The organism is Citrobacter sp. Cf125 (assembly GCF_030333935.1).
GTDB classification, from domain to species: domain Bacteria; phylum Pseudomonadota; class Gammaproteobacteria; order Enterobacterales; family Enterobacteriaceae; genus Citrobacter; species Citrobacter freundii.
In genome coordinates this window covers 345,954-364,742 of sequence record NZ_JAOWEY010000025.1, presented here as the reverse complement: position 1 = coordinate 364,742, position 18,789 = coordinate 345,954, and the positions used below count along the sequence as shown (strand labels likewise).

At 49.7% G+C, this 18,789-nt stretch carries 10 protein-coding genes; 3 read left to right on the top strand and 7 right to left on the bottom strand.

Features of this window, described 5'->3' with window-relative positions:
- Window positions 1–41: 41 nt before the first annotated feature.
- Entirely contained in the window at window positions 42–1,436 is a 1,395-nt protein-coding gene (gene pheP, locus OGV89_RS18375; protein ID WP_032947920.1) for a phenylalanine transporter, read from the bottom strand.
- Between the two features lie 246 nt (window positions 1,437–1,682).
- Between pheP and OGV89_RS18370 the strand changes: the two genes are divergently transcribed.
- The 3 genes from OGV89_RS18370 (at window position 1,683) to OGV89_RS18360 (ending at window position 13,588) form a co-directional block, all read left to right on the top strand.
- Entirely contained in the window at window positions 1,683–2,858 is a 1,176-nt protein-coding gene (locus OGV89_RS18370) for a coiled-coil domain-containing protein (protein ID WP_003021972.1), read from the top strand.
- 616 nt (window positions 2,859–3,474) lie between these two features.
- Complete coding sequence (locus tag OGV89_RS18365; RefSeq protein WP_046669840.1) at window positions 3,475–4,053, top strand: LuxR C-terminal-related transcriptional regulator; 579 nt, start codon at window positions 3,475–3,477, stop codon at window positions 4,051–4,053.
- A gap of 196 nt (window positions 4,054–4,249) precedes the next feature.
- Window positions 4,250–13,588, top strand: coding sequence for an autotransporter outer membrane beta-barrel domain-containing protein (locus OGV89_RS18360; RefSeq protein ID WP_286559085.1), 9,339 nt, complete (start codon window positions 4,250–4,252; stop codon window positions 13,586–13,588).
- A 151-nt stretch (window positions 13,589–13,739) separates the two neighbouring features.
- On the opposite strand, the gene OGV89_RS18355 is transcribed toward OGV89_RS18360, so the two are convergent.
- The 6 genes from OGV89_RS18355 to rclA all read right to left on the bottom strand — a co-directional run bounded on the left by OGV89_RS18355 (window position 13,740) and on the right by rclA (window position 18,781).
- Complete coding sequence (locus OGV89_RS18355) at window positions 13,740–14,507, bottom strand: putative bifunctional diguanylate cyclase/phosphodiesterase (protein WP_049002157.1); 768 nt, start codon at window positions 14,505–14,507, stop codon at window positions 13,740–13,742.
- Window positions 14,508–14,606: 99 nt separating this feature from the next.
- The gene (locus OGV89_RS18350; protein WP_008319941.1) at window positions 14,607–15,188 is read right to left on the bottom strand and encodes a helix-turn-helix domain-containing protein; all 582 of its coding nucleotides are present in this window, start codon (window positions 15,186–15,188) and stop codon (window positions 14,607–14,609) included.
- Between the two features lie 21 nt (window positions 15,189–15,209).
- Window positions 15,210–15,905, bottom strand: coding sequence for a flagellar brake protein (locus tag OGV89_RS18345; RefSeq protein ID WP_003021965.1), 696 nt, complete (start codon window positions 15,903–15,905; stop codon window positions 15,210–15,212).
- Window positions 15,906–16,482: 577 nt separating this feature from the next.
- Entirely contained in the window at window positions 16,483–17,043 is a 561-nt protein-coding gene (gene rclC / locus OGV89_RS18340; RefSeq protein ID WP_016149749.1) for a reactive chlorine resistance membrane protein RclC, read from the bottom strand.
- 11 nt (window positions 17,044–17,054) lie between these two features.
- The gene (gene rclB / locus OGV89_RS18335) at window positions 17,055–17,285 is read right to left on the bottom strand and encodes a reactive chlorine resistance periplasmic protein RclB (protein ID WP_003021959.1); all 231 of its coding nucleotides are present in this window, start codon (window positions 17,283–17,285) and stop codon (window positions 17,055–17,057) included.
- Between the two features lie 170 nt (window positions 17,286–17,455).
- Entirely contained in the window at window positions 17,456–18,781 is a 1,326-nt protein-coding gene (gene rclA, locus OGV89_RS18330) for a reactive chlorine resistance oxidoreductase RclA (RefSeq protein ID WP_174501072.1), read from the bottom strand.
- Between the last annotated feature and the right edge of the window lie 8 nt (window positions 18,782–18,789).

Below are 18,789 nucleotides of genomic sequence, written 5' to 3'. Positions count from 1 at the left end.
ATCCTGACGATGGGATCGGTAGCAACAAGATAGGTAGAAACTTAGCGGGACTTACGACGCAGCAGTTTGAAGGCCACAAACAAGAAAATGATCCACACTGGCAGCAGGATAGCTGACAGGCGCATCTCATCTATCGTACACATCAGCACCAGGATCATGCCAAGGAAAGCAATACACAGGTAGTTCCCTGCTGGATACAGCAGCGCTTTAAACTGCGTGTCACGGCCCTTGCGACGCATCGCCGCCCGGAACCGCAGGTGTGCCAGGCAGATCATAATCCAGTTCAGCAGCAGCGTCGCCACCACCAGCGCCATCAGCAGGCTAAAGGCCTTTTGCGGCAGCACATAGTTGATCAGTACCACCAGCGACGTAATAGCACCGGAAAGGATCAGTGAATTCACCGGTACGCCGCGACGGCTGACGCGGGTTAAGAACTTCGGCGCGTTCCCCTGAACCGAGAGACCAAATAGCATACGACTGTTAGAGTAGACGCCACTGTTATACACCGACAGCGAAGCCACCAGGATGACAAAGTTCAGCGCAGAAGCCACCACGTTGCTATCAAGATTATGGAATATCATCACAAACGGGCTGCTGTTGGATTTCACTTCCACCCACGGGTATAGCGCCAACAGCACCACCAGAGAACCGATGTAAAACAGCAGGATACGGTACACCACCTGGTTTACCGCCTTTGGAATGCTTTTCTGCGGATCCTGCGCTTCCGCGGCGGTAATCCCGATAAGCTCCAGCCCGCCAAAGGAGAACATAATCACTGCCAGCGACAGAATTAATCCGTTCCAGCCGGTAGCAAAAAAGCCGTTGTAACGCCACAGGTTATCGATGCTTGCATGTTCCCCGCCGTTACCGGAAAACAGCATCCACACGCCAAAACCTATCATGCCGATAATGGCCAGCACTTTAATCAGTGCGAACCAGAATTCCGTTTCGCCATACAGACGTACGTTGACCAGATTGACGGCGTTGATGATCACGAAGAATGCCGCGGCCCAAATCCAGGTCGGGACATCGGGCAGCCAGTACTGCATATAGATCCCGGCCGCTGTCAGTTCCGCCATACCGACCAGCACAAACATCACCCAGTAGTTCCAACCGGACAGAAAACCCGCGAACGGTCCCCAGTATTTATAGGCAAAGTGGGCAAAGGATCCGGAAACGGGTTCTTCCACTACCATTTCGCCCAGTTGACGCATGATCAAAAAAGCGATGATCCCGGCAACGCCGTAACCCAGTAACACCGCAGGTCCCGCCATCTGAATAGCCGGGCCAATGCCCAAAAACAGGCCCGTACCAATTGCACCGCCCAGTGCAATTAACTGAATATGGCGGTTTTGCAACCCTCGTTGAAGCGTCGGCTCATTTGTTGACGCGGCATCAGACACGCTGGTGTCAGATGCAGTTGACGCGTTTTTCACGCCCTTCCCCTGTGTCGTTTTTATTGAAGGGGCTTCTTTTAACATTTCAACCTGGTTGTCGCAAGGCGCAATAAGGACCTGCTATGCCCGTAGCATTGCGTTTGTTCATAATTACCGTGAATTATTCTGGACGAAAAGGCATCGCAGGCCACAGAATGCGCTTTACTGTTTTTCTAACATTTTCAAACGGGTGAACCTGTTGTACTTCAGCCACTCGTTTTTTAGCCAGGCCAGGCAACGACTGTCATGAATAAGATCATCAAACGACTGGAAATCGTCAAAAGCGCTATTGAACTGGAAGATGAGGAGATTATTTTCCAGCAGGTGGCGCATCTTAAAAATGAGCCGTTATCCGTCGTGCCAGGCACCATTGTGCAGGCGATCGAAGAACGACGCTTTAGTGATGCCCTGCGTGAAATCTCGGCCTGGCTGCAATCTCAACGGGCAGTCTCTACGTGGCAGGATCCAGCCATTGCCGCCAGTAAGCTGGAACTCAAAGCGCTCGAAACACAGCTGCGTGACCTGATCGATAAGCGCAACACGCGCATTCAAATCCTCGATGATTTCAACGATCTGTATCACCTCCGTCTTGGACCGCTGATGAGCCGCATTCTCGAACTGCGTAAACAGCTCGCCGCCAGCGCCCAGCGCAAACAGGAAGCGGAGCGAAAACGCCGGGAAAAAGACTATCAATCCTGCCAGCACTATATTTCCCAGGCTGTTGATCAACTGGCAAGGCTCAAGCAGCACTGGATGAACCAGAATTCAGATTCGCGCGAATCGGTGGAAACACGCCAACGTATTCAGCAACAAACGGAACTGATTACCGCCCTGCTGGCGGAGATTCGTGAGTTGGAAAACGACTTTTCTCGCCAGGACGACAGCGCAACCCGTCAGGCACAGGAAGAGGCCAGCCATGAATATGATGAATATCAGGAGCAGCAGCAGGATGCGCAGCATCGTTTTAGTCGTGACCAGCGGCTTTCCTCTGATGAACGTAATGAGCTAAAACGCCTGTGGCGTCAGGCCAGCCGTCTTTGCCACCCGGACGTGGTAGCCGATGATCTGAAAGAGAAAGCGCATCAGATGATGGTGCAGCTTAACCAGGCACGCCAAAATGCCGATCTTGCCGCCGTCCGGGCGCTACTAACTCAATTGCAAAGCGGCCTCGAACCGATGATGGCGAGTGACCGATTGAACGATTTGCAGCATTTACGCAGCAAAATACAACAGCTCAGAGAACACATTAACGCGCTGCTGAAAGAGATTACCGAACTGGAAGCGGAGAACGCCTGGCGGCTTGCCACCTCCGTGACAGATAAAGAGGCCTACTTCTCCGATCAACAACGGGCGCTTACGGAAATCCGCAATACGCTGGAACAACAGGTGCAACAGGTTGAGCAGGAGCTGTTGGCGGGCTAAGCGCTATCGCTAGCGCATTAAGACAAAATGACACCTGCAAGCCAGATTTCAACATTAGGCACAAAAAGACCAAAAAAGGATAAAGCACTAATAAATTGCTTTAACGTAGAAATATAATCTGGAATGATCCTATTTTTAGCCGATAGGTGTAAATTCGGCAATATTTCCCTCTTCTCCTGACCTTCCACCTCCTACGTCCTGGCCAGGATTAAGAATTCTCCTACCCTCAATTAATCCCATGAAGAAAAATGAGTATCTTATTGAAATTAAAGCCATTACATATAAATACCTTTCTTTAACCCTAGGAATACCCTGCCTTTATACAAACCTCCTTCTTATTATCATCCCGATCCATAAGCGAAATCTATCAATCATTTACGCAGAGCTGAAATAAACGATTTATCTTAAATTTTAACAAAGTGTAATATCCACTTTAAGGATAGTTAATGATTCTAATTAATACAGAGAACTTCTGTTTAATCTGGAATTAATAAGGATACGTTCACAGCACAGAACGTTATACGAGATTTAATTAACATTTCACGCGTCGCAAGAAACTCTTTTTTAACCTAAAAAAAGAGGCGACTGCTTGCACCAAAATTTCAAGGAGATCGTTATGTCAAAAGCTATTTTTTTGGGTGACTCAATTTACCCTTGGCTAGGCATGCGAGAAATCCTACGTGGCTCATCATTATTTATTGATATCACGTACTACTCCTCCCAGACACTTTCTGCTGTCAAAATGCTCCCTTATGAAACGGATTGCATCATCATTAATCCTGACAAATCAGATTTTTTAAAATATGCCAGGATTATCCGCAACATGGCTTTACGACCTATCACCAAAATTATTGTTTTGGCAGATGAAGCTACCTTTGCCATTTTTCAAACCGTTTGCGGGAAGAACATGCAATTTCTCGATCAAGACACCAGCCTTGATCAGCTATTACAGACCGTCACACGTATCACGCAAAACAAAAAACAACAAAGTATCAAAGAACTACACACAAAAATTACAGCTAACGAATTTAACGTAATGATGATGCTTGCCCGAGGATGGTCACTGACACAAATCGCCGGGGCATCACAAAAAAGTGAAAAAACCATCGGGGCGTACAAAAGCAATATTGCCAGAAAACTCGGCAAAAATAACACCCGGCTCAAGTACACCATTTCCCACTATAGCCAGCCGTAACTGACTTATTTAAGGACAATTATCACGGTTATTATTTAAAGAGGTTTTCTTTCGACTCGCTTTTTTAATTCCGCATCGCACGGAAGGGAACCCTATTTCCAAAATCCATTACCGGGTAGCACATCCGCGTGCCAACCATAGCCAACAACTCAACGTATTAACACATACATAACAGGAATGTAGACAAGGGTTATATATGAACAAAGTTTACAGCATTATTTGGAACGCGGCGCTCGGTATCTGGGTGGTCGTTTCTGAATTAACGAAAGGAAAGAAAAAAAGCAGCTCGCGTAAAACTGTCGCCGTACTGGCAGCTGGCGCATTAAGCGGTGCTTCATTGCTGGCTTCTGCAGCCCAGATTACCGCAACGGGTGAACACGATATTCATGAAGACTTCAAGACAGGTATTTCCGCTGGGTTTTATGAGGGTATCCACGACTACGGCTTCTTATATGAAGATAACACCACCGGTCAGGCACTGAATATCAGTGGTGCAATCCCAACATTTAGCCCGGGTCAAAGCGGCGTTGTTGAATCAACCACTATCCGGGAACTGCTGGAAAGCGGCAAAATCACCCTGCTGGCGACCAGCCCTGACCAGAGCGTAAAAACCATTACCAACTCTGAAGAACTGGCGGAATACCTGACTTACAACCAGTCGTCAACGCCTTCGCAGAGCACAGAATTTGATATCAACGATCCGGCGTTTCCCGGTGAAAAAACGACCATCAAAGTCTTTGATACCAATGAGTTAAATGGTTTTCTTACCGAAGCGCAAGTCGGCGATGCGGTATTAAACACCTTTGATGCTCAGAAATCAGAAATCTATAAGCAATTTGGTATCGCACTGGCGACAAATGGCTCCATTGCCAATCTGAATATTGGCAACGACACCCTCAATGTGCGTGACAAAGCCAATACCATTGAAATGCTGGCAAAAGATTCCTCGCTGCTGGAAGCACAAGGTACTGCAAGCCAGGTGAACTGGCAGTCAGATAACTATATAAAATTTAACGCAGCCCCGGTGATCCCTGAAAAAACGTTCACCGGTTCAGCGCAAACCTCCGTGTTTGGCGATGATGTGACGCTGATGACCTATGGCTATGACGAGGATGGTCAGGTCGTCAAAACCGGGGAGCGCACATTTACCATTACCAACACACAAGAACTGGCCGAATTCAATGACTGGCTGTTGGGCAAAAGCGACGACGCGGCACTCAACCCTGATGGTGAAAAAGTCAGCCAAATCCAGCTGTGGATAGATGCGGAGGAAGTCACAACCGTCACCGCAGCACAAACAAAGTACGCCGGGCTGATTGAAAATCTGCTCACCTCCGGTAAGCCAGCTGACATACTCAGCTGGGATTACGACGTCTGGACCGACGGTTTGTCACATACCAACAACGCGACCGCTGGCCGTGGTGAGTTACATGCCATCTACGCCAACGGCGCAGGCACCTCAGGCACCTTGAACAAAGACGCGATTATTGCCGTTGACGGCAGTATTAATGGCGTGATGAAAGCCATTAATGGTGGGGTTATCACTAACCTTGGTGAGCTGAACGCATTACGCACGTCTACCGGGCAAAGCCTGGCGATTGGCATGCTGGCAAAAGACGCGACGGCAACCAACAACGGGATCATCAACTCCGGGCTGTTTATTGATAAAGACGGCAACCAAAACGTCAACAGCTATGGCGCATTTGGTATGCAGGGGCAAGGCGCCAGTCAAATCACCAACGAAGGCACCATCAACCAGGCGATCACCACCGATAACTTCGGTACCGCTTCTGCCGCCGATCCCTGGAGTAAGGACAAACCCGCTGGCGAGCTGACGCTGGCCATTGGTATGCAACTGTCTGACAATGCTCAAGGGGTCAACAACGGCGATATCAACGTCGTGGACGGGCGCAAAAGCGGTGCATCCTACGGCAGCGGCATCGCCTATGGCGTAGAAGTCGCCGACAACGCCACCTTTACCAACAGCGCAGGTGCCTCTATTTATCTTGGCCGTAACGCAAGTGATCCGTCTAAAGATGTCACCATGGCAGGCGGTTCAAGTCTGAGCGCCGGGATCATGACCAAGAGCGCCAAAGAGGTGATTAACAACGGCCTTATCACGCTGGGAACCGGCGTACGTAACGCCGCGGGTATGCTGATTGGTAACGCGACCGGCAACGTCATCAATACCGGTAATATCGTGATCAATGGCGATTCCAGCGCGGGGAGTAGCAGGAACTACGGTATCACCGTGCGTGACAGCGGCGCGGAAAATAATCAGGAAATTCGCAACGACGGCAAGATTAACGTCAACGGCACCAACAACGTCGGCATCCACGTCAGCGCAACTAACAAAAATGCCGAAGCCACGACCAGCGCTTCAGGCTCTATCGTAGTTGATGGTGAAGGTAGTGTCGGTAACCGTAACTATGCCGTCTGGGCTGAAGGTGGCAAAGATGGAAAGGCAGTGGTCAACGTCTATTCCAACATCACGCTAAACAAAGCCGGGAACATCGGCGTACACGTGCGTGATAACGCCGTCGCTAACGTCGACAGTCTGAGTAGCCCGGCATTCAACAGCACCGATCAGATTGGCTATTACCTGTATGGTAAAGGCGCAACTGCGAATATTGGTCAGGCGGTAATGAATGACAACGGGCAAGATCGCACCACCATTTTCCGTATTGCCAATGGTGCAATGCTGGCCGGTAACACCACCACTCCTGACGGTCAGCCCAGCTCAAACCTTGACCTGACCTTAAGCGGCGAACAGTCCGTTGGCGTATTAGCGACGGGCACAGGCAGTAGTGTGGATACCGGCGAAGCCACGTTCACCGTGCAGGGCACCGACTCCGCCGCGCTGCTGATTGAAGGCGGTGCCACAGGTAACATCAGCGATAAAACCACCATCAATTTAACCGGTGAAAGAACCATTGCCGGGGTAGTGGACGGTCAGGCTCATCAGTTGAATGGCAACGCAGAAGGTAGCGCCACTCCGACCATCCTCACTTCAAACGCAAAAATCACTTCAGAAGCCAGCGGCAACAAGGTTATTGCCTATGTGGCAAGGAACCAGGGCAGCCTGATCCTCGATACCCAGGCAATTATCGATCTTGCCAGCACCGACAGCATTGGTGTTAACGTGCAACAAGGCGGGAGTTTAACCAATAACGCGACCGCTGCCTTACATGTGAGTAACGGCATTGGCGTACAAGCTTCGGGTTCGAACGCACAGATTAAAAAATTGGGTCAGATTCAAGTTGATGATGGAACCGCAGGGGTTCTGCTGACCAACGGTGCCAGCCTGAGTATTACCGGTAATGCCGGTGATGCCATCACGACTGATGGTTCGGCCGATGGTATTCGTCTTGATACAGGAGCCGGTAAGCTGGCTGCCAAAGGGGTGATTATTAGCGCCGAAGGTACTGGTGCTGGCATTCAAAACGACGCCAACAATACCGATATCACACTCAACGATGTCACTATCAATGCCAACGACGGTCCGGGGATCCGTACCAGCGTCGCGTTAAACATGAAAGATGGCCTGAATAACATTCTGAACGTTAACGGTAAAGGTACCGGCTTCGCCTTTGAGCAGCGCAATGGTGACGCAGTGACAGGCAATCTGACCATCGGCAAAGGCTATACCGTTGAGGTGCATAACAGCGAAGGCAGCGGTATCCGCGCCAATACGGACGGTAAGGTCACCACCAATGCCGATATCAACGTCTACGACAGCGCAGGTGGTTCTGCAATCATCGCTAAAAATGTTAGCGCAATAGCCAATAGCGGAAAAATTATCTCTGCCAGCACCACCGCACCCGTTATTGATGCCAGCGGTGACAGCAATAAAAAAATCACCAATACCGGTACCCTTCAGGCTATCAACGATACAGCAGTGGCGATTCAATCTGGCAAGGGCAATGACACCATTGATATCAGCCAGGGTATCACCAGTGGTGTGATCAACACCGGAGAAGGCAAGGACACCTTTAACTGGCAAAGCGGAACCTTTGCGGGCGAGGTGAATTTCGCCGGAACCGACGGCAACAATAAAGCCAACATCGGCAATGTGACGCTGGATAAAACGCGCCATATCACTACCGAAGCCGGCAGTAGCAACGCCCTCACCTTCACCAATACACACGGTAACAGTGCGAAAATTGGCAGTCTGAGCAGCGATAACCTGACCACCGGTACCAACATCGGCACGGGTTGGGACTCACTGACCATTAGCGGTTCAAGTGCAGATATGCGCATCGTCGATCGTCTGCAACTGGCAAGTAAAACCATTGCGGTTACCAATGGCGCAACGCTGCGTACCGGCGATCACGGCGAGTCCACCAGCACTGCCGCGACCATCGCTGACTACAATGTGACGACTCAGGGTGCAGGCAGCCGGGTCATCTTTGACACGCAGGGCGACACGGCGGCTGCGCAGATCTATAACGGCGTCATCAGCGGTGATGGGAAGTTTGAACGCGCGGCGGGCGGCACCACTGTCTTTACCGCCAACAACACCTATACCGGCTCTACCACTATTGATCAAACCGGTACGCTGCAGTTGGGTGACGGCGGAAATACAGGCGGAGTCAACGCCGTGTCTGACATCATCGACAATGGCGTACTGGCGATTAATCGGGCCAATGATGTGCTGCTTGGCGGCGTAATCTCCGGGATCGGTGCGTTACAGCAGATTGGTAACGGTATTACTCGCCTGACGGGCAATAACACCTATACCGGCGACACGACCGTCACCAGCGGTACGCTACTGGTGAAAGGTAATCAGAGTGCCGCGACGGGTGTGACCAAAGTAAGCGGTACGGCGACGCTGGGGGGTAACGGGGTAATCGGCGGCGACGTGCTGATGAACGATGCCTCTACCCTCAGCGCCGGTGACGGCGGTGCGGGTACGTTATCCATTAACGGTAATCTGCAGCTTGGCAGCAAAACGACCTCCGCTTTCGAACTGGGTCAAGCCTATACGCCAGGCGGCGCGCTAAACGATCTGATTAACGTCGCAGGCGATCTGCAACTGGACGGGACTCTGGACGTCACCACTTCACAGGGTGGTAACTTCGGACCGGGCGTGTACCGTATCTATAACTACGGTGGCACGCTGGATAACCAGACGCTGGAATTAGGCGCGATACCGAATAGCCAGGATAAGAGCAATATTTTTGTTCAAACCTCCATCGACAAACAGGTCAACCTGGTGAATGCCAACGGCGTTACCCTGCAGTTCTGGGACGGCGCAACCGTTAATCAGAGCCACGGTGCGTCGGGCATTGAAGGCGACAGCAAAATTGACGGTGGCGATGGCAAATGGATGGCAATCGGCAGTCAGGGTGATAACAACTGGACCACCGCAACCGGTGAGGGTAACGCCCCTTGGGCACAGAAGTCCTTCGCCGTCTTCACCACCAAAGGCGGTACCGTTACCGTGGATAACGCCGCGGGAGAAGTTAACTTCTCCGGAGCACAGTTTGATGCCGATGGCTATGTCGTTAAAGGCGATGCGCTTAACGCGTATGCCACCACGGAAAACGCGACCCACGCAGGCCAGACGCCGGGGACTGGCGAACTGCTGGTGCGCGTTGGCGCTGGTGGCGCGGGGCAAAACTATACCGCGACCATTGAGTCCGTTATCCGCGAGGCCAGTACTGCTGACAAGCTGACGCTGGTGAAAACCGACCTTGGCCGTCTGATCCTCAGCGGTGACAACGAATATCGCGGCGGCACGCGCATTGATGGCGGCACGTTGCAGATCTCCTCCGACAGCAATCTCGGCCAGAGCGGAACTGACCTGGCCATCAATAACGGTTCAACGCTGCAACTGGGCGCGGACCTGACCAGCAATCGCACCATTGAGCTGGGAGCGAATGAGAATGCTGCGGTGTTTGACCTTAATTCGCACCACTTCACGCCAACCGGTGAGATTACCGGCGAGGGTAAACTGAAAGTTACCAGCAGCTCTAGTGATGCGGGCAGCACCTTGTCGCTCGACCGCGCAAACAGCTACAAAGGCGACACCGAAATTGCCGGTACCGGAAACGCCAACAATGTGACGGTCAACGTCAGCAAAACCGGAGCCTTTGGCAGTAATGAAAGCAGCACCGTGAACGTCAATAAGGGTGCGACGCTCAATGTCAGCGGGACAGATACCAGCCTGAAATCCCTGACTATGAACATCGCCGACAGCCTGTTAACGCTGGCGGATAACGTCACCGCCGCAAGCGCAATGCTGAACCTGACGGGCACGGCGAAAGCGGTGTTAACCAACAACGCCAGCGCGGGCAACGCGACGGTTAACGTGTCAAAAGACAGTACCCTGGCGCTGGAAGAAAATGCCAGCGGGGGCAATGCCACCGTGAATAACAGCGGACTGATGACCTTTGCTGACTATGCGATGGCAGAGAACACCGTCGTTAAAAACCTGGTTGGCGGTAAGGTCGATATCAGCGCAGTCGACAGCGCAACGTCTATCGGCTCGTTGTCCGGCGCGGGTAATGTCGAACTGGGCAATAAAGAACTGTCGCTGGGTAATCTGCATCTTGATGACACCATCAGCGGTATTATCAGCGGCAACGACGGCAGCCTGGTGAAAATCGGTGACGGTACGTTGACGCTGACCGGCGATAACACTTACACCGGCACCACAGACGTCAATGAAGGCGTGCTGCTGGTCAACGGTAATCAGTCTGCGGCTACCGGCCAGGTGACGGTGAAATCCGGGGCAACGCTCGGCGGTAACGGTATTATCGGCGGCGCGGTTGATGTGCTGGACGACGCGCATATTACCGCGGGTGCAGCTATCAACAGTGTGGGTAAACTCACTACCGGTTCTCTGACGCTCAGTGATAACGCCCAACTGGATTATCAGTTTGGTCAGGCTTATACCCCGGGCGGTGCCTTCAACGACTTGATTGATGTAAATGGCGATCTGACGCTCGACGGTAAGCTCAACATTGAAACCTCACCAGGCGGAAGCTTTGATGTGGGCGTTTACCGCGTCATCAACTACACCGGCACATTGACCAACAATGTGATGGATATTGCTAACGCACCGGAAGCAGCTGACAGCCTGTACGTGCAGACATCGGTGAAAAATCAGGTCAACCTAGTCAACCACGCCGGACTGACGCTGCGCTTCTGGGACGGCACCGGCGGTGAGAATGGCGAGTTGAAAAATAACGGCGTCATCAACGGCGGCGACGGTATCTGGCAATCCAGCCAGGGTAACGACAACTGGACTACCGATGAATCGACGCCAGAAGGCGCGTTGAACGCACCGTTTACCGATGCCGCATTCGCCGTCTTCCAGGGTGAAGCGGGCAACGTAACCGTCGATAACAGCAAAGGCGATGTCATCATCAGCGGCGCGCAGTTCGCCACCGATGGTTATCGTGTGGGCGGCGAAGCCATTACCACCGACACGGCAAACACCCTGATTCGTGTCGGCGATGGCACAGTAGACGGCGCCAGTTATACCGCCACTATCGACAGCGTTATCCGCGGTACCGGCGGCCTGAATAAAGGCGATCTCGGTACGCTGATTCTCACCGGCGACAATACTTATAGCGGTGGCACCACCATCACCTCAGGGACGCTGCAGGTGGCGGGTGATACCAACCTGGGTGCGGCAGATACGGGAATTACCTTTAATGGCGGTACGCTGAAGTATGGCGAAGCGTTTGATACTGCCCGTCAGGTGACGCTGGAATCCGGCGGCGGGACATTCGACACCAACGGGCATGACGTTTCTCTGCTGACGGAAGTCGAAGGTAACGGTCAACTGACCAAAACCGGTAAAGGCTCCCTCACCCTGACGCTGGATAACACCTACACCGGTGGCACCACCATCGAACAAGGCGTTTTACAACTGGGTAACGGCGGTGATATTGGCAGCATTCAGGGGGATGTCGTTGATAACGGCGTACTCAACGTCAATCGTGGCGATACCCTGGCGCTGACCGGCAATATCAGTGGTAAAGGCCAGTTGCATCAGACCGGTAGCGGCATTACCGAGCTGCAAGGTGAAAACAGCTACAGCGGCGCTACGTTGATCGCCAACGGCGTGCTGCAAGCGGGTAATACCAACACCCTGAGTAGCGCATCACACCACTATGTAGTCGCAGACACCACGTTGAACACGCAGGGCTATAACCAGACGGTAGCGGGCCTGAGCAACGGTGGCGATGTCTCGCTCATCGGTCAGCAGACTGGCACAACCTTAACCGTCAAAGGGGATTACACCGGCGAAAAAGGGACTATCAACATGGCAGCTATCCAGAATGGTAGCGGAGCAGGCATTGCCGACCGTCTGATTATCGATGGCGGTAAAGCCAGCGGTAGCACACTGCTGGATGTCGATGGTTCTGGTCTTGGCGCGCCGACCATTGGGGATGGTATCGAAGTGGTGACTGCGCTCAATGGCGCAACCACAACCGCGCAAACGTCGCGGGATGCCTTCCATCTTGCCGCCGATCGTATGGCTGTAGGTGCGTTTGAGTACCAACTACATGCGGGTAATGCTCAGGGCCAGGGTGAAAACTGGTATCTGAGAAGTGAATACCGTCCAGAAACCATGCTGTATTCTGGCCTCGCCAGCGTAGTACGTCAGGGTGATATTAGCCTGTTAGGTAACATGCACCAACGTATGGGGGACGAGGTTAAACCGGGCATTGATGAAGACAATCGCGCCTGGGCAAGAATGATTGGCTACTCCGGTAAAACCAAACTGGATGATGCGGCCGGTACGCAAACCAGCTCCCATACCATGGGTATCCAGGTCGGCGTTGATATGTATGCTAACGAAAGCTGGAAAGCCGGGATGTATACCAGCATCCTTGATATCGACAGCAACGTGAAAGGCACGAAGACAGGCAGCGATGGCAAAGGCGGTAACATCGACGACAACGCATTTTACGTCGGTGGCTATGCGACCTGGTTCTCGGGTGACGGTATGTATGTTGATAACGTCCTGCAGTACGGTAACCATAAATCCCGCCTGGCGGCGACCGGTAACAACGGCTCGTATACCGTCAGAGGCAACACGCTGACGGCGTCGACAGAGGTGGGTAAATCGTTCCGTTTAGGCGCCAGCGCATGGAGTCTGGAGCCTCAGGCTCAGTTGATCTACCAATACAGCGACTTTGATAACAGCACGCTGGATGGTGTGACCCCAACGAAAGTGAAAATGGATACCGCAGACTCCTTTACCGCGCGTCTGGGCGTGCGTCTGGTCGCTGACTATGACACCAACCATGGCAAATTCCAGCCGTACGGCAGGGTTAACGTCTGGCAGGGTCTGGGTTCAAAAGACAAAACGCACTTTAGCAATGCGGTAGCCACTACTACGCTGGAATCTTCACAGCAGTACTCCAGCACTGAAGTTGCAGCCGGCCTGTCATGGTCTATCGACAGAAACCTGCAGGTCTACGGTGAGCTGGGTACGCAATTCAGCAACGGCGGCAGTAAGTCGCAAGTCGAAGCGCCGGTCAATGCCTCTATCGGCTTTAAGAAATCGTTCTAAGCTGACATAAAGTCGCCAGCCTCCTGTTCAGCAGGGGGCTTTTTTTTGCTTATAGTATTACAGGGGTGCTGATGCGCGACGCGTATCAGGCCTACAGACTTACCAGCAATGTGGAACAATCAAGGGATTGGGAAACGTAAATACGGAGGGATTAACGATTATATTGCGCTAAGAGTGAAGGGATCTCTTGTGCCTGCACCGGGGGAGAAATGAAAAAGCCTTGAATTTTGTCACAACCAATCTGCATCAACCGGTCCAGTTGGGACTGGGTTTCCACCCCTTCGGCAAGGACTTCGATACCAAAATTATGCGCCAGTGAAATAATACCCTCAACAATCTTTGTCGATCGGGTGTCGGGTTCAATGCCAGTTACAAATTCTTTATCAATTTTTAAGGTATCAAAAGGATATTTCAACAGGTAATTAAGATTAGCATGCCCGGTTCCAAAATCATCAAGCGCAAGCTTGACCCCTATCGCCTTTAATTCCGTCATATTTTTAGCCGCAATCTGACTGTCGTACAGCGGTGACGTTTCGGTGACCTCTATTTGGCATCGATGGACCGGCAATCCGGAGGTGGCAAGATTTTGTCTGACGCGTTGGGGTAACAGAGGATCGCAGAATTCAAGCGCGGAAATATTGACGGATAATACAATGGGGTCAGGCCAGGAAGTTGCAACATCCCACGGAGAGTGAGTAACCATATCTTCAATTGAAATAATATTGCCGCTATCTTCCAGTAACGTAATAAAAACATCGGGAGAGATCATACCCATCTGAGGACTATTCCAACGCATTAATGCTTCAAATCCGCTTATACGCTGGGCATGTAAATTGAAAATAGGCTGATAAACCATATAAAGTTGACTGGTATTCAAAGCCTTTTCAAGCGCGGTTAGCACCTCACTGGAATTAAACATTCCCTCTCCCTCTACAAATCATAACATTAAAAACCAGTCAAAATCACTCCCGAATTGTATCTACTATTAGGTGTATTACATCAGAAAAGAATGGTCAGGTTAGGGTAAAAAAGACATACGATGGGTAAATCTGACAATTAACTTATTTAAATCAGAGGTATTGGTCAGGCCAAGCTTGGCGACGACTCTCATCTTATGTGCCTGAATCGTTTTATAGTTCAGGCTAACTAACTCAGAAATTTCTTTGGCTGTATAACCACTTACCAGTAAGTTCAGGATCTGCTGCTCTCTTTCGGTTAATCTTTTCTGCGAACGATACAGTCGGGGGTTCCATTTCCCGACTGATAATGTCGCCAATTGACCAAAATCACGCAATGAAGATTTTTCAGTCAAAACTATTATTTTTTCGACATATAATAACTCTACGCATAATTTCGCCACCAAACTATCAGCAACAATCACCACGACGTTATTATAAAATTTGAATCGGTTTTTATTCAAAAATTGAACAATGTCCGAACACGCATGTTCATTATCGATGATATTAAAAACCATGGTTTGATGCTGGCATAATGATGACTGATGCAACATATCCTCAAACTGGAATGTTTGTATCGGTACATGTTTGCTGGTGAGGTAGGCAAACATACCATTGCCCACAAAATTATCACTGCCACACATCAACATCCTGTTCACCGTTCCTTATAAGCTTCTAATCTTGTTACTCATTAAAAATTTAATAATAATTTTCTCGACTTCAGTCTCTTCACGACGATTTTTAAAATCAAACTCACACGAGATCTGATGACAGGAATACAACTGGTTATCCTCATCAAACTCATTGATCAGGACGACATCGATCACTTTTAAGTCCAGTTGTAAACTGCCAAATGTATCGAAATCCAGAGATGCATTTTTAATCACCGCATCTTTATAAAGAAAACGGGCGTTTACATCTTTAACGATTAACGCACAACCACCCTGCGAGATATTTTTGATCTTGAAAGAGTAGTTTTCTCCATTTTTGTAACGACCAAAACAGAAAAAGTCATACCCTTTCATGAAGGAAAAACGCTGATTTTGTCTCTGCTGGGCAAAGAAAATCAAATCCGGTATGAGGTAGGATAATCCTACTTCTGCACCTGCTGATGGGGTTTGCTCGAATCTGGCACTAAATTTCACAATCCCGCTTTCGCTGTGCAGGATAAAGTATTGGACCTTTTCAGGAACAATGTCTTCGTGCCAGGAGATAACAAACCGCTCGAAATCAACCTTCTCTAACTGCGTGATAACGCTACTGTTTTCACATAACACTTCCAGTTTCGTTTTCTTGTGCAGCTCTTCACGAAGGGTAGCTATGATTTCAAACTTATCTTCCTTTGCTAATCCAAAGCTCATTCTAAAACCCTTATTTCCATATTTAAGATATGTCCCGCGTTTGGTTACTCACAAAACGCGAGATCAGCATCCACCCCTGGTGCTTAATTACCATAGTGGATTCCATGTCGAACAGTTGATTAAAAATTAAGTTTTTAACTATCTTTAGCCATTTATTGATACGTAAAAACATTTAATCAAAGTTAATTCTAGCTGAAGTCATGCCTAAAACCATGCGAACGTGTTGTTTAATTATAACAAAAGTGAATAACAATCTTTTTTAAAGTGTCATTTTGAGATAACAAATAGCAAGAATTGCACAGAAAAAAACAGAGAAAAATGAATGGGTTTTGATGGAGGAACTACGCAATATGCGAACTGGTGCGCTATCGAAAGAAGAAAGAAGATGCTTACTTCACTATATTATTAATCAGTAATATAAGTCCGACTGGTTATTGTGGCAAAGCGAATCATTGTATTTCATGTATAACATAAATTTCCCTTAGGGCAGAAAAAAGGCCAGCGTCCTGCTGGCCCGGTAATTACCGAATCGAACTATAGTGGCTTACTGTCTTGCAGAGGGTACAACGTTAAAAATTCAATACTTTTGCTTAATAATTGATCGGGAAGAATCCGCGATGATCATCACCGCTCCCGCCAACATTAACGTATCTTTTAACACCAACCGTCCAGCGCCTGACAAGTACGGAAATCCGTGGTGTAAATCACCCAGCGGCATCACCCATGCTTCTGGTGTGGTTATTAAAAATGATAAAGTTACAATTGGTGTGGCAAATGCCAGAACGCCGCCAATTAATCCCAGCCAACGGCTAACAGGATTAGCCAGCACCAGCAAAGCGATAAGAACTTCGACTACGCCCAGGCCATTTGAGAACGTATACGTGTTATTCGCCGTCTGCCATTCACGCTCCTGCGGTTTGAATTCACCTTCGTGGGTTAAATGTTGTTTGTATTCTTCTGGATGCTCATAAAAAAATGACATTACCGGACTATTGGCGACAAACGGCGTAATGCTGTCGGCTTCGTAAGGTACAAATTTTAATAACCCAATCCAGATAAAAACAATCGCGATACTCAGGCGAATCAAGGTTAATCCAACCCTATCACCTTTGCCCAATATACGAAGATATTTTTCCATTCCAGCTCTCCTCACTTGTACAAAATTGCCGTTGCGTGAGTGCTGCTATCAATACGCATTGAGGTAATTTTCCAGGAAGTCGCTTTCTTTTCCTGTGCCAGTTTCGCAATGGCATCTTCCACCACGGAAGGAGTGCCAGACACAGCTGATACGCTAACGTGGGCAACCTCGGTTTGCGCTAACACGGAAAATGTCACCGGAGCAGTCAGTAATGCAGTCATTAGTAACGTAGTTTTAAACATGTTCATTTCTATTCCCATTAACAAGTTATTTCAGTGGAAATATAATAAAACATGTCACTTTATTTTATTTCATCCGTAACGCCAAAATAACTGTCAATTAGTATCAGGAAGTATAAAAACAAATAAAAAAGCCCCACACGGGTGGGGCAAATATGTAGACTACGCTATTATTATTTAATGAGAGAAAAGAGATCGTTTAGTGATTCGCTCATGCTTGGATGGGTAAATATTTGGTCACGCAATGTGGTATAAGGTAACCCCGCATCCATAACCGTCTTGATGATATTAATCATTTCATGAGAATCCACGCACAGCAGCGACACACCTAATATTTGTTTCGTTTCGCTATCCACCACCGCTTTAAGTACGCCACGGGTATCATTCATCACCCGCGCACGCGGGATAGCCGCTACCGGCAACGTCACGACCTGCACCGCCGCACCACTGGCACGAGCCTGTTCTTCAGTCATTCCGACGCGGGAAAGCGGCGGCGTCATAAAGACGGAATATGGTACATTTTGACGATCACCCGTGTTACGTACCCCCTCGCCTAGCAGGTTGTCGCGCACAATACGGAAGTCATCCAGCGAGATATAGGTAAATTGTAATCCACCAGTGACATCGCCCATTGCCCATATGTTATCTGCCGAGGTACGTAGATATTTATTTACAATAATGGCACCACGGTCGTTTACATCTACACCCGCATTCTGCAGCTGCAGATTTTCAGTCGCCGGTTTGCGACCCGATGCCACCAGCAGCACATCCACCGTCTGGGTACCTTCCGGCATGTGCAGCTGTACTGCACTATCGTGAGAGGAGACCGACTGCACGTTGGCATTGAGGATCAGCTCAACGCCTTGGTCGCGTAAAATGTTGGCGATAGTGTCAGCAATATCCCGGTCTTCACGAGGCAAAAACTGCGGAGCTGCTTCATAAATAGTGACTTTGCTACCAAAGTTGGCAAACATCGATGCGAATTCAACGCCGATATACCCACCGCCCAAAATGCCCAGACGCTCGGGACGTTGCGTCAAATTCAACAACCCGGTGCTGTCAAATACGCCAGGCGTCGTGGTTAATCCCTCAACGTTCGGAATCGTTGACTGGGCACCAGTATTAATAAAGATTTTCTCGCCGCTCAGTTCAACCTCACCTGTTGGCTGTACGACCCGCACTGTATGGTTATCAATGAATTCAGCACGACCTTCAATCACATCCACGTTTTCCAGATCGGCAAGATTGTGGAAGTTTTTATCGCGCAGAAAACTGACAACGGAGGTCTTGCGCTGCATCGCTGCGGCAAAGTCATGCTGAAGTTCAGCATCGTGTACCAGGGTTTTGGTGGGAATGCAGCCGATATTGATGCATGTCCCACCATACATGGTGTTTGACTGTTCAATAATCGCTACCCGCCAACCCGTTTTGGCCAGTGTTGCCGCCAGCGTTTTACCCGCTTTACCAAATCCGATAACAATCGCCTGATACTGATTCATGCTGTCTC